The organism is Streptomyces sp. NPDC046303, from assembly GCF_055588085.1.
Genome location: NZ_JBVJFA010000029.1, coordinates 58,076 through 72,194, shown reverse-complemented (window position 1 = coordinate 72,194; position 14,119 = coordinate 58,076). Strand labels below are relative to the sequence as shown.

The 14,119-nt window shown below is 75.1% G+C and carries 3 protein-coding genes; all 3 read right to left on the bottom strand.

Annotated elements, in window-relative coordinates; all coding sequences use genetic code 11:
- Window positions 1–115 precede the first annotated feature (115 nt).
- The 3 genes from ACZ6I1_RS26595 to ACZ6I1_RS26585 are packed head-to-tail and all read right to left on the bottom strand — an operon-like array spanning window position 116 to window position 14,057.
- Entirely contained in the window at window positions 116–1,414 is a 1,299-nt protein-coding gene (locus ACZ6I1_RS26595) for a cytochrome P450 (protein WP_469291231.1), read from the bottom strand.
- Between the two features lie 15 nt (window positions 1,415–1,429).
- Window positions 1,430–2,287, bottom strand: a complete 858-nt coding sequence (locus ACZ6I1_RS26590; RefSeq protein WP_469291229.1) for an alpha/beta fold hydrolase — start codon at window positions 2,285–2,287, stop codon at window positions 1,430–1,432.
- The gene (locus tag ACZ6I1_RS26585; protein WP_469291228.1) at window positions 2,280–14,057 is read right to left on the bottom strand and encodes an amino acid adenylation domain-containing protein; all 11,778 of its coding nucleotides are present in this window, start codon (window positions 14,055–14,057) and stop codon (window positions 2,280–2,282) included. The genes ACZ6I1_RS26590 and ACZ6I1_RS26585 overlap by 8 nt, the downstream gene beginning before the upstream one ends.
- Window positions 14,058–14,119: the final 62 nt, after the last annotated feature.

The window sequence follows — 14,119 nt, the reverse complement described above, 5'->3', positions numbered from 1 at the left end:
CCCCGGCCGCGAATTCCCGGAGCGAGGCCGGCACCGCCCGCGATTCCGATTCCGATTCCGATTCCGGCGCCTGTACCGGTTCCGGTTCCGGTGCTGAATTCTCGGACATGGCTTTTCACCGTTCCTTGCGTCGTACGACAAGCCGCTTGATTTCCGCGGCCTGGAGGTGGAGCACACCGAACTCGGGCTTGCGCACGAGTTCCAGCTCCGGGAGCAGCGGCAGCACGGCGCGCAGGACGGCCCGCAGCTCCAGCCGGGCCAGGTGGTGGCCCAGGCAGACGTGCTCGCCGTGGCCGCCGAAGGCGATCTGGGCGCTGGCGTCGCGGGTGACGTCGAAGCGGTACGGGTCGTCGAAGACCGCCTCGTCGCGGTTGGCCGCCGGATACCACATCGCGACGGTCTCGCCCTTGCGGATGAGCTTGCCGCCGATCTCGGTGTCCTGGGTGGCGGTGCGCACGAAGTTCACCGCGATCGACGTCCAGCGCAGGATCTCCTCGACGGCGCCGTCGATCAGCGACGGGTCCTCGATGAGCTTCCGCACCTGGTCGGGGTGCTCCAGCAGGGCCTGGATGCCGCCGGTCGTCGCGTTGCGGGTGGTGCCGATGCCCGCGACCAGCAGGTTGAAGATGGTGTAGAGGATCTCGTGGAAGGACAGCGCCTCCCCCTCGATCCGCGCCCGGGACAGCCGGCTGAGCACGTCCGTGCCGGTGCCGTCGATCTCGGCCATGCGCTGCTGGACCAGGCCGGCGACATAGCCGTTGAGGGCGCCCATGTTGCGGGCGAAGGCGGCCTCGGCGTCCTCGCCGTCCCGCTGGTTGTCGGGGTCGCCGGGGGCCGTGGTGCCCTCGGTCCACTCGAAGATGTCGTCCCAGTCCTTCAGGGGCGCGCCGACCAGTTCGCAGATCGCCGCGACGGGCAGCCGCGCGGACAGGCTCTTGGCCACGTCCGCGGTGCTGCCGTCCTCGTCGAGGAGGCGGGTGAACGCCTGCGCGTACTCGGCGGCGAGCTCGTGGAACCGCTCCTCCAGCTCCTTGATCGCCTTGGGGGTGAAGCAGGGGGCCATGACCTGGCGCAGGTGGCGGTGGCGCGGCGCGTCCATGTACGAGAGGGCCGGCGGCATGTCCGGGGCGTGCCCGAACATCTCGGCCCGCGCCTCCAGCTGGGCCTCGAACATCTCCACGGCTTCGGGGGTGTCCAGGGTGACGCGCTGGGCGCTGGAGAAGAGCTTCGGGTTGCGCGAGACGTACGCGACGTCCTCGTGCCGGGTCAGCACCCAGAACGGCTCGAAGCCGGGGCGCCGGTACCAGAACACCGGCTCTTCGCGGCGCAGCAGGTCGAACTCCGCGTACGGGTAGCCGCCGTTCGCGGCGTAGGCGGCCTCATCGGTGATGTCGAGGGTGTCGAGAGTGAGCATGGCGGTACGTCTCCTTCAGCGTGCGGTGGTCTCGTGGAGGAAGGAGACGACCGACGCGAGGGTCTCCGTCCGGCGGTCGGCGGTGTCGGCGGCGCCGTCGAGGAGGCGGGCGCCGGGCACGTCGGCGGCGAGCCGCTTGGCGAGGGCGGCGGGCGCCAGCGTGCTGTCGCCGGGCAGCACCAGCAGCGGCGCGGGGAACTGCGCCATCCACTCCTCCGGTACGGAGAAGTAGGCGGAGCCCTGCGGCCAGACGCCGTCGCGGAACCGGACGACGCCCACGATGTAGCGCTCCCGGCGCAGGGTGCGGATCTCCTCGCGGAACTCGGGTGAGCCCTCGAGCCCGCGGGCGTACGGGCCGGCGCCGGGCCGGGCCGCGAAGCCGCCGCCCCGGCCGGCCTCCTCGATGACGCCGTCGATGCCCTCGGCGCGGGCCAGGCGCATCGGCTCGTCGAAGGTCGCCAGGAAGTCGCCGAGGGTGTTGCCCTCGGCGAGTCCGACGGGCGCGTGGGCGACGACGGACGCGATCCGCTCGGGGGCGTCCTGGACGAGGCGCCAGGCCTGGGCGGTTCCGGCGCCGGAGGCGGCGACGTGGGCGCGCTCGATGCCGAGTTCGTCGAGGACGGCCAGCAGGTCGGCGGCGGTGCGTCCGTAGCAGAAGGGTTCGGCGGGGCCGGTGCTGCCGCCCTGGTGGCGCGGCTCGACCGTGATCACCCGGAACTGTCCGGCGAGGGCGTCGGCGGTCTCGGCGAAGGCGGCCCGCTCGGTGTCGCACTGCCCGGGGACCTCGCCGGGGCCGATGAGCAGGACGGGGAAGCCGGTGCCGCGCACCTCGTAGTGGATCCGCGCCCCGTCCGGGCGCACGGTCTCAGGCATGGTTCTCCTCCAGGCTGGTGGCGATCGTGGCGATCGCGTTCATGAGTTCGGCCGCCATGGCCTCGGGGTTGGTGATCGGCGCGGCGTGGGATCCCTCGATGGCGCGGGGTACGTAGAGGGCGCCGGTGAGCTCGCGCCACACCTCCATGGACCCCTCGGGCAGCACCGGGTCGGCGGTGCCCGACACCGCGAACAGCGGTACGTCCAGGGCCGGGCGGGAGATGCCGCGCAGCACCGTCCGGTGGTTCTCGGCCAGGACCGTGTCGGTGCGCAGCCGCTGGACGTACTCGGCGAGCAGTTCCTCGCTGGCGAGGACCTCCTCGGGCAGCAGCCCCTCCAGGAGGGCGGCGAGTTCGCGCGGGTCGGCGCCGTCCAGGTCGCCGGTGAGCTCGCCGAGCCGGTCCAGGCCCGGGGTGAGCGGGGCGAGCGGCGGCAGCGAGCAGGCGGCGACGAGCGCGAGGGGCGGTACGGCGGGCCGGTGGGCGAGGCGGTGCGCGACCTCCCAGGCCAGCCAGGAGCCCTGGCTGTGCCCGTACAGGACGACGGGCGCCGCGGTCGCGTCCGCGCCACCCGCGGGCGGGGCGAGCCGGCCGGAGAGGGCGGCGACGACCTGGTCGGCGAGGGCCATCATGTCGGTGACGGGTGCCTCGTCGGCGCGGCCTTCGCGGCCCGGCAGCTGGACGCCGAGGAGTTCGACGTCGTCGGGCAGGTGGCGTACGAGCGGGACGTGGCCGCCGGTGGTGCCGCCCATGCCGGCGACGCAGACGATCCGGGCCCGCGGGTTCTCGGCGGGCTTGAGGACGCGCAGCCAGGGGTTGTCCTCCCGGCCGTGGCCCGCTGTCGCCGGGGCGGCGGGTGCGCTGCCCTCGGGGGCGAGCTTGGCGCCGAGGTGGTCGGCGATGCCCTCGCACGTGGCGTGGCGCAGGATCGCCTCGGTGGTGACGGCGAGGCCGGTCCGGCGGGTCAGTTCGTTGCGTACCTTCACCGCCATCAGCGAGTCCAGGCCCAGCTGCTGGAGCGGCCGGTCCGCTTCGATGTCCGCCTCCGGCAGCCCGAGTACGGGGGCGACCTCGCCCTTGACCAGGGCCGTCAGCGTGGCCGTCCGTTCCTCGGGGCCCTGTCCGGCCAGGGCCGTGCGCAGTTCCTGCCCGGCCGAGGCGTCGGGCGCCTGCTCGGGCTCGGGTTCCCGGGCCTCGGGCAGGGTGTCGAGCAGCGGGCGCGGGCGGGCCGCCCGGTAGGCGGGTGCGAACGCCGCCCAGTCGATGTCGGCGACGCCGAGCGCGGCCAGGCCGGAGCCGAGGGCGATCTCCAGGGCGTCCAGGGCGAGTTCGGGTGCCATGGTGCGCAGGCCGCGGGAGCGGGCGGCCGCCTCGGCCTCGGCGGTGACCATGCCGCCGCCGGCCCAGCCGCCCCAGTGCAGCACGGTGGCGGTGAGCCCTTGTGCCCGGCGGTGGCGGGCGAGGGCGTCGAGCGCGGTGTTGGCGGCTCCGTACGCGGCCTGTCCGGCGCCGCCCCACAGGCTGGCGCCGCTGCCGTAGAGCACGAACGCGTCGAGTTCGCGGTCGGCGAGGGCCTCGTGCAGGTGCCAGGCGCCGTGGACCTTGGCCGCGTTCTCCTCGGCGGCGGCCTCGGGGGTGAGGCCGGTGAGGGCAGCTGGCCGGGACAGGCCCGCCAGGTGCGCCACGGTGCGCAGGGGGCGCCGCGGGTCGCCGGTGCGGGCGAGCAGGGCGGCGACCTGGTCGCGGTCGCTGACGTCGGCCTGTTCCAGGGTGAGTTCGATGCCGCGGTCGGCGAGTTCGGTGCGCAGCAGCTCCGTTTCGGGGGTGGCTGCGGCGCGCCGGGAGGCCAGCACGATGTGTTCGGCTCCGCGGTCGGCGAGCCGGCGGGCCAGGTGCAGGCCGAGGGCGCCCTGGCCGCCGGTGATCAGTGCGGTGCCGCGGGTGGACCACGTCGTGGGGTGCTGCGGCCCGGCCGGGCGTGGGGCGGTGCGCCGCAGGCGGCGTACGTGGCGGCCGTCGGCGCGCAGCGCCACCTGGTCCTCGTGGTCGCCCGCGGCGAGGCAGGCGACCAGGGCGTCGGCCCAGCCCGGGTGGGGCTGCGCGGGCAGGTCGACGGTGCCGCCCCAGCGCAGCGGGTCCTCGAGTGCGGCGACCCGGCCGAGGCCGGTGACCAGGGCCTGCAGCGGTGCGGGGGTGCCGGTGCCGTCGGGGTCGGCCGCGCCGCGGGTCAGCGCCCACAGCGGGGCGTCCAGTCCGAGGTCGCCCAGTGCCTGGAGCAGGGTGAGGGTGGTGGCGAACCCCGCCGTGGAGCCGGAGCCGTCGGGGGCGTCGTCGAGGGAGCCCAGGGTGAGGACTGCGGCGGGCGGCTCGGGCAGTGCGGCCAGGGCGGCGGCGAGCGCCGTCCGGTCCGCGACGGCCTCGATGCGGTACGGGGTGGCTCCCGCGGCGCGCAGGGCGTCCCCGATCGCGTCGGCGGCCTCGGCTTCGGCGGTGGTGGTCACCAGTGCCCAGGGCCGGGCCAGGGCGGCGGGCCGGACCGCGGGCGCCGGGGACAGCTCCCAGGTGTCTTCGTACAGCCAGCCGGCGACGGTCTCGCGGGACTCCTGGCCCTGCCACCAGGCGGACAGCAGCGGGAGCAGTTCCCCGATGCCCTCGCGGAGGCGTTCGGGCGCGTCGAGCAGTTCGGCCAGCCGGGCCGGGCCCTCCTCGCGGACGGCCTCCCAGAAGGCCTGGTCGGCGGCGGCCCGGGGGGCTTCCTCGGGCCGGGGCGGGTCGATCCAGTAGGAGCGGCGCTGGAAGGCGTACGAGGGCAGTTCGGCGACCTTGGCCGTTGACGTGCCCAGGACCCGCTCCCAGGGCACCCGGTGGCCGTGGATGTGGAGTTCGCCGAGGGTGCGCAGGAGTTCGGAGCGCTCGCCGTGGCCGCGGCGCAGGGTGCCGGCCACCAGGGCCCGCTCGCTGCCCTCGGTGAGCGGCATGGCGAGCACGGGGTGCGGGCTGACCTCGATGAACACGTCGTGGCCGGCGTCGATCAGCTGCTGCTGGGCGAGGTCGAGGCGGACGGGTTCGCGCAGGTTGCGGCACCAGTAGGCGGCGCCGAGCTCGCGTCCGTCGAGGAGGGTGCCGGTGACGGTGGAGTAGAACGGCAGCCGGCCGGTGGTCGGGGCGAGGTCCGCGAGGTCCGCCTCGAGGCCGGGGAGCAGCGCGTCCATCCAGTGGCTGTGGGAGGCGACGGGCGCCTCCAGCTTGCCGCAGACGACGTCCTCGTCGTCGAGGGCGAACAGCAGGTCCTCGAGGGCGTCGGCGTCGCCGGACAGGGCCACGGAGGTGGGGGTGTTGACGGCGGCGACGGAGACGGCGTCCCCGTACGGCGCGATCCGCTCCTTCACCTGCTCCAGCGGGAGTTCGACGACGGCCATGGCGCCGACGCCCGCGACCTCCTGGAGGGCGCGGCTGCGGACGGCCATGATGCGGGCGCCCTCCTCCAGGGTGAGCGCGCCGGCGACGACGGCGGCGGCGACCTCGCCCTGGCTGTGTCCGGTGACGGCGTCGGGCTCGATGCCCAGCTCGCGCCAGGCGGCGGCGAGGGCCACGTACATGGTGAACATCACGGGCTGTACGACGTCCAGGCGGCGGGCGGAGAGTTCGGGGCCGCCGGCGCCGCCCAGGACGTCGGTGACCGACCAGCCGAGCAGGGGGGCCAGCAGGGCGTCGCAGTCCCGGACGGTCCGGGCGAAGGCGGGCGACTGGTCGAGCAGGGCGCGTCCCATGCCGTCCCACTGGCTGCCCTGGCCGGGGAAGACGAAGACGGTGCGGCCGCGGCCGCGGGCGGTGGCCCGGCCGACGGCGCTGTGCGAGCGGTCCTCGGCGAGGGCGCGCAGCGCGGCGGCGGCCTCGTCGGTGGTGGCGGCCGTGACCAGGGCCCGGTGGTCGAAGTGGGTGCGGCGCAGGGCCGCGGTGTGGGCGACGTCCGCGAGCGGGACGGTGCGGTGCTCCTCGAGCCAGTCGGCCCAGCGGCCGGCCTGCTCGCGCAGGGCGGCCCCGGTGCGGGCGGAGAGGACGACGGGCAGGGACGGGGCCGCCGCGTGCGCCGCCGTCTTCCCGGTGGCGGCGGGCGCGTCCGCCGCGGGCGTCTGCGGCTCGGCCGGGGCCGGTGCCGGTGCCTGTTCGAGGACGACGTGGGCGTTGGTGCCGCCGATGCCGAAGGAGGAGACGCCGGCGCGGCGCGGCCCGTCCCCGTCCCAGGGCTTGGTCTCGGTGTTGACGTAGAAGAGGTTCGGATCGAGGCCCATCTCGGGGTTGGGGTGCTCGTAGTTGAGGCTGGGCACCAGTTCCCCGTGGTGCACGGCGAGCGCGGCCTTGATGAGCCCGGCGATGCCGGCGGTGGCGTCCGCGTGCCCGATGTTGGTCTTCACCGAGCCGATCGCGCAGGGCTCCGCGCGTTCGGCGGAGCCGAAGACCTGCTGGAGGGCCTGCACCTCGATGGGGTCGCCCAGCGAGGTGGCCGTGCCGTGCGCCTCGATGAAGCCGACGCTGTCCGGGGTGACGCCGGCCGCGGCCTGGGCCTCGGCGATGACGTACGCCTGGCCCTGGACGCTCGGCGCGGTGAAACCGGCCTTGGCGGCGCCGTCGTTGTTGACGGCGCTGCCGCGCAGCACGGCGTAGACGGTGTCGCCCGCCTCCACGGCGTCGGACAGCCGGCGCAGGACGAGCATGCCGACGCCGCTGCCGAAGACGGTGCCCGCGCCCTTCTCGTCGAAGGCCCGGCACTTGCCGTCCGGGGAGACGACCAGGCCCGGCTGGTGGACGAAGCCGCGCTTGAGGGGGATGGTCAGCGAGGAGGCGCCGACCAGGGCGACGTCGGACTCTCCGCGCAGCAGGCTCTCGCGGGCCAGGTGGGCGGCGACCAGGCCGGTCGAGCAGGCCGTCTGGACGGAGAGGGCGGGGCCGCGCAGGTCCAGCTTGTGGGCGACGCGGGTGGCCAGGTAGTCGTTCTTGTTGCCGATCATCGAGCGGTAGAAGGAGGACAGGTCGCCCGAGGCGTCCTGGTGGTAGCCGCCGAAGCCGGTACCGCCGAAGACGGCCACGTTGCCGTCGAACGCGGCGGGCACGATGCCGGCGTGTTCCAGGGCCTGCCAGGCGGCCTCCAGGAACAGCCGGTGCTGCGGGTCCATGACCTCGGCCTCGGCGGGCGAGTAGTCGAAGAAGGCCGCGTCGAAGAGGTCGGCGCCGTCGATCAGGCCGCGGGAGCGCACGTACGCCGGGTTGGCGAGTTCCTCCTCGGTGGCGCCGGCCGCGCGCAGTTCCTCGTCGCTGAAGTGGGTGATCGACTCGACGCCGTCCCGCAGGTTGCGCCAGAACGTGTCGACGTCGGGGGCTCCAGGCAGCTTGCAGGCCATGCCGACGATGGCGACGGCGTCCTCGCCGGAGCGTTCGCGGCGGGCCGCGGCGCCCTGGCGGGCGAGCGTGGCGTGCGAGCCGTCGCGCAGGTAGGCGGTGAGCTGGCGGACGGTGGGGTAGCGGAAGAGGGTGGAGAGCGGGAACTCCCGGCCCAGGCCCGCGCAGATGAGCTTGTGGGCTTCCAGGGCGCTCATGGAGTTGGCGCCGAGGTCGAAGATCCCCTTGTCGGGGTCGACGACGGGGATGCCGAGGACGTCGGCCCAGGCGCCGGACACCAGGGACTCGATGCCGCCCGCGGAGTCGGTGCCCTGCGCGGCGCGTGCGGCCGCGCCGGCGGGCGCCGGTGCGTCCAGGCGCAGCAGGGCGTTCCGGTCGACCTTCTTGTTGGGGGTGTGCGGCAGTTCGGGGAGGTGGACCAGCCGGGACGGGACCATGTAGGCGGGCAGCCGTGCGGCGAGCGCGGCGAGCAGCTCGTCGTCGGCGACGGTGCGGCCCGGGGCAGCGGTGAGGTACAGGCACAGCCGGGGGTCGCCCGGCACGTCCTCGCGGACCACCGCGGCCGCCTCGGCCACGCCGGTGTGCTCGGCGGCGACGGCCTCGATCTCGCCCAGCTCGATGCGGTGGCCGCGGAGCTTGACCTGGGCGTCGGCGCGGCCGCAGAACTCCAGGGAGCCGTCGGCCCGGTAGCGCACGACGTCCCCGGTGCGGTACATGCGGGCGCCGTCCCCGGCGAACGGGTCGGCGAGGAAGCGCTCGGCGTCGAGCTCGGGCCGGTTCAGGTAGCCGCGTGCGACGGCGAGGCCGCCGATGAACAGCTCGCCGCGGGTGCCGCGCGGGACCCGGCGTCCGGCCGTGTCCAGCACGTACAGCAGGTTGCCGTGCAGCGGCAGGCCGAGCGAGACCTCGCCCGGTACCGCGTCCCAGGCCGCCGACCAGACGGTGGTCTCCGTCGGCCCGTACATGTTCATCAGGCCGCCGGGGCACAGCCGGTCCAGCTTGCGGGCGAGGCCCCGGTCCAGGGCCTCGCCGCCGACCAGCATCCGGGTGAGGCCCTGCACGAGGGAGCGCCCGTCGGCGTCGGCCAGCAGCATGCGGGCCAGGGAGGGCGTGCACTGCAGATGGGTGGGGGCGTACGGCAGGTAGTCGGACCAGCCGGCCGGTCCGCCCTGTCCCACGACGACCCGGTAGCCGCGGGTGAGGGTCCACAGCAGTTCCAGGGTGGAGATGTCGAAGGAGAGGCTGGTGACGGCGAGCCAGGTGTCGCCGGGGCCGCCGCCGACCCGCTCGTCCATCGCCGTGCAGAAGGTGGCGAACTGGGCGTGCTCCAGCTGGACGCCCTTGGGCAGGCCGGTGGAGCCGGAGGTGTAGATGACGTACGCGCGGTCGGACAGCCCCGGGAGGGTGTCCGGGTCGTCCGGGAACCGGCCCTGGTCCGGGGTCTCGGCCAGCGCGTCGGCCAGCAGGACGGCGACGTCCTCGGAGGCGACCTCGGCCGAGCCGTCGCGGGTGGAGACCACCAGCGACAGGCCGCTGTCGCGGATCACGTGCTCCAGGCGGGCCTTGGGGTACTCCGGGTCCAGCGGTACGTACGCGCCACCCGCGAGCCAGATCGCGAGGACGGAGACCACCAGGTCCGCGGAGCGCGGCAGGTGGATGCCGACGAGCGTGTCGGGGCCGGCTCCGGCGGAGCGCAGGTGCCCGGCCATCTCCGCCGCCCGTGCCACCACCTGCCGGTAGGTCCAGGTGCGGCCGCCGTCGACGAGGGCGGCCGCTTCGGGGGTGCGGCGGGCCTGGTCGAGGATCCGCTCCAGGGCGGTGGGGCCGGTGGCCGCGCCGGACACCCGGCCGCCGCGCTCCTCCAGCCAGGCCAGCTCGGCGCCGGAGATCAGGTCCAGGGCGCCGATGGGCAGCGCCGGCTGGGCGACGGCCGATTCCAGCAGGGTCCGGAAGTTGTCCGCGAGGCGCGCGGCCGCCTCGGCGCCGAGGATGCCGGGCAGGAACTCCAGTTCGCCGCGCAGCCCCTCGCCGTCGGGGGCGAGGGTGAGTCCGACGGCCGCCTTGGCGACGCCGCGCGGGCCGCCGCCCACGGCGGCGTCCGCGGACGGCACCCAGGCCGAGCGTCCCTCGCCGAGCGCGGGCAGATCGCTCGCCCGGTAGTTGAAGACGGCGCTGAACAGCGGGTTGTCCTCACCGGTGCGCTCGCCGCCGACGGCCTTGACCAGTTCGGTCAGCGGCAGGTCCTGGTGTTCCATCAGTTCCAGGACGCGCGGCGCGGTCGCGGTCAGGACCTCCTCGAAGCTGGGGTCGCCGGTCAGTTCGCAGCGCAGCGGCAGGGTGGTGACGAGGAAGCCGAGCAGGTTCTCGGTACCGGGCACCTGGCGGTTGGCCCAGACGGTGCCGAGGCCGAAGTCGTACGCGCCGGTGGTGCGGGCCAGCAGGACCGCGAAGGCGCTCGCGTACACGGTGTACGGGGTGACCCCGGTGCGGGTGGCGAGCTCCTCCACCCGGGTGCGCAGTGCGGCGGGGAGGGTGAAGCCGGTGGTGCCGCCGTCGCTGTCGCCGTCGGACGCGGGCAGTTCGAGGCGGCCCATGCCCGCGAGCCGCTCGCCGATCACGCGCAGGCCCCGCGCGAAGTGGCCGTCCTCGAGGGCGCGCTGCTCCCAGGCGGCGAAGTCGCCGAGCTGGAAGGCGGGTTCGGGGGCGTCGGGGGTGCGGCCCTCGGCGTAGGCGGTGTAGGCGGCGAAGAGTTCCTGCGTGAAGACGGACAGGGACCAGCCGTCGGTGACGGCGTGGTGCAGGAAGATGCCGATGAGCTGGCCGCCGTCGTGGGTGTCGGCGAGCAGGCAGCGCAGCAGGCCGGGGCCGTCGAGCGGCAGCGGCCGCAGCTCCTCCTCGCGGATCCGGGCGTCGAGCTCCCGCGCGTCGAGGTGGCTGAGGTCCTCGTGGGCGAACTGCGGCTCCCCGGCCTCCCGGACGACCTGAACCAGCGCGCCGTCCCGCATGGTCAGCGAGGTGCGCAGCGCCTCGTGGCGGGCCGTCACCCAGGTCAGGGCGGAGCGCAGCGCGGCGGGGTCGAGCCGGTCGGCGGTGCGCAGCACGAGGGGGGTGTGGTATTCGGCGCTGCCGGGGCGCAGTTGCTCCAGGAACCAGAGGCGGCGCTGGCCGTCGGTCGCGGGGTGCTCGTCACGCCGCGCGGAGCGTTCGAGGGCCGTGGTGGGTGCGCTCTCCAGTACGCCCAGGGCGTGCGCGAGCAGGTACCCGGCGATTTCGTGCGCGGTGGGGTGCTGGAAGGCGAGGTTCGCGGGCAGGGTGGCGGTGGTCAGCTCGGTCAGCCGGTTGCGCAGCTGGAGCGCCATGATCGAGTCGAGGCCGAGCTCCTGGAGCCGCTTGTCGGCGGGGACCGGCTCGGTGGCGCCGAGGACGGCGGCCGCTTCGCGCCGGACCAGGTCGGTGAGGGCTTCGAGGCGTTCGCTCTCGCCGAGGGCGGCGAGGCGGGCGCGCAGGGCGGCCGGGCCGGTGGCGTCCTCGTCGACGGTGTCCTGGGCGCGGCGGCCGAGGGCGGCGATCTCGGCCTCGTCGAGGCGCCGGTAGCCGGGGACGTCGGTCCAGTAGGCCTTGCGCTGGAAGGCGTACGTCGGCAGGTCCGCGAGCCGGGCCGCGCCGCCGTCGGCCGGGGCGTAGACCCGGGTCCAGTCGGCCTCGTAGCCCTGGGTGTGCAGGGCGCCCAGCGAGCGCAGCAGCTGGTCGAACCCGCCCTGGTCACGGCGCAGGCTGCCGACGACGGCGCCGTCGCTGTCGGCGGTGGCGCTGGTCAGGGGCATCCCGAGGACGGGGTGCGGGGATATCTCGACGAAGACTCCGTGGCCGTCGGCGACGAGCTGCGCCAGGGCGAGGTCCATGCGGACGGTCTCGCGCACGTTGCGGCACCAGTAGGCGCCGTCCAGGCCCGTTCCCTCGACCACGGTGCCGGTCACCGTCGAGTAGAACGGGACGGACGAGGCGCCGGGGCGCAGGTCGGCCAGCTGTTCGGCGAGCCAGGGCAGCATGGGATCGATGTGCGCGCTGTGCCCGGCGGTGTCGGACTGGATGCGGCGGCAGAAGACGTCGCTGCCCTCGAGCTCGGCGAGGAGGCGTTCGACGGCGTCCACGTCGCCGGAGACCACGGTGGAGCCGGCGGTGTTGACCACGGCCACCGACAGGGCGGCCCCGTACGGCGCGATGAGCTCGCGGGTGCGCGCGACGGGCAGTTCGACCAGCGCCATCGCGCCCCGGCCGCTGCACTCGCGCAGCTGGCCCTGGGAGCGCAGCGCGGTCAGCCGGGCGCCGTCGGCGAGGGAGAGGGCGCCGCTGACCACGGCGGCGGGGACCTCGCCCTGGCTGGAGCCGACCACGGCGGCCGGCTCGACGCCGAGCGAGCGCCAGACGGCGACCAGGCCGATCATCACGGCGAACAGGGCGGGCTGAAGTACGTCGATGCGCTCCAGGGTGAGTTCGGGGCCGGCCTCGCCGCGCAGGAAGCCGGCGACGGACCAGCCCGTCCACGGGGCGAGGGCTTCGTCGCACTCCTGGACGGCGTCCCGGAACACCGGGCTCTGCTCCATCAGTTCGCGGCCCATGCCGAGCCACTGCGAGCCCTGGCCGGGGAAGACGAAGACCGCCTTGCCGCGCTCGCGCGCGGTCGCGGAGGTCACGGCCGGGTGCGGCAGGCCTTCGGCGAGGGCGGTGAGCGCCTCCGCGGCCTCTGCGGGTCCGGCCGCGAGGACCGAGGCGCGGGCCTCCAGCGGGGTGCGGTGCAGGGCGGCGGTGCGCAGCACGTCCGGCCAGTGGGCTCCGGGGTGTTCGGTGAGCCAGCCGGCCCAGCGGGCGGCCTGGGCGCGCAGCGCCGCCGTGTCGAAGCCGGAGACCAGCAGCGGGCGGGGGCCTGCGGGAACCGGCTCCGCGGCTCCGGTCTCGGCCCCGGCCTCGGCGGCGGAGACGGGGGCGGGGGCGGCGGGGGCCTCTTCGACGATGATGTGCGCGTTGGTGCCGCTGATGCCGAACGAGGAGACGCCGGCCCGGCGCACGCGCTCGCCGCGCTGCCACGGCCGCAGTTCCTGTACGAGCCGCAGGCCGCTGTCCTCCCAGGGGATCTGCGGGCTCGGCTCGGCGGCGTGCAGCGTGGGCGGCAGCGCCTCGTAGCGGAGGGCGAGGATCATCTTCATCACGCCGACGACACCGGCGGCGGCCTGGGTGTGGCCGAGGTTGGACTTGGAGGAGCCGAGCCACACGGGCTGCGCCGCGTCGCGGCCGGGGCCGAAGACCTCGGCCAGGGCGCCCGCTTCGATGGGGTCGCCGAGCGGCGTGCCGGTGCCGTGGGCGTCGATCGCGTCGATGTCGGCGGGGGTCAGCCGGCCGGAGTCGAGCGCGTCGCGGATCACCCGCTGCTGCGCGGGCCCGTTGGGGGCGGTCAGGCCCTGGCTGCGGCCGTCCTGGTTGACGGCCGAGCCGCGGATCACCGCGAGGACGGGGTCGCCGTCGCGCCGGGCCGCCGACAGCTTCTTCAGAACCAGGATGCCGACGCCCTCGGACCAGATGGCGCCGTCGGCCTGGGCGGAGAAGCTCTTGCAGCGCCCGTCGGGGGCCATGGCGCCGAGCCGGCTGGACTCGACGTACATGGCGGGCGAGCTCATCACGGTGACGCCGCCGGCCAGGGCCAGTTCGCAGTCGCCGCCGCGCAGCCCCGCCACCGCCGAGTGGATGGCGACCAGCGAGGAGGAGCAGGCGGTGTCGATGGTCAGGGCCGGGCCCTGCAGGCCGAGCGCGTAGCTGATGCGGCCCGAGACGACGCTGCCGGAGATGCCGGTGCCCTGGTAGCCGTCGAGGACCTCCAGGGGTGCGTTGCCGGTGTCGTAGTCGGAGCGCATGGCGCCGAGGTAGACGCCGGTGCGGCTGCCGGCCATCGTGTCGGGGCGCAGCCCGGCCCGCTCCAGCGCCTCCCAGGAGGCCTCCAGGACGAGCCGCTGCTGCGGGTCCATGGAGACGGCCTCGCGCCGGGAGATGCCGAAGAACTCGGCGTCGAACTCCTCCAGTGCGTCGAGGAATCCGCCCTCCCGCGCGTAGCTCTTGCCCGTCGCCGTGGGGTCCGGGTCGTAGAGGTCGAGTCCGTCCCAGCGCGCGGGCAGCGGGCCGATGGCGTCACGGCCGGTGGCCAGCAGCTCCCAGAACTCCTCGGGCGTGGTGATGCCTCCCGGGAGCCGGCAGGCCATGGCGACGACCGCCACCGGCTCGTGCCGCTCGTTCTCCAGCTCGGCGTTGCGCTGCTGCAGCTGGATCACCGCAGCCATGGCCCGCCGGAGCCGGTCCTCGTTCGCCTGGGCGCTCATCTTGGCCATCCGTCTCGTTCTGCGGCACTGCCGTGAGGGGTCTGCGGGAAGGGGGGAAGGGGGAGGGGGGA

Excerpts from the sequence above, each read along its gene's own strand:
- ACZ6I1_RS26585 (WP_469291228.1), bottom strand. The coding sequence starts at position 14,057 with ATGGCCAAGATGAGCGCCCAGGCGAACGAGGACCGGCTCCGGCGGGCC.
- ACZ6I1_RS26595 (WP_469291231.1), bottom strand. The coding sequence starts at position 1,414 with ATGCTCACTCTCGACACCCTCGACATCACCGATGAGGCCGCCTACGCC.
- ACZ6I1_RS26590 (WP_469291229.1), bottom strand. The coding sequence starts at position 2,287 with ATGCCTGAGACCGTGCGCCCGGACGGGGCGCGGATCCACTACGAGGTG.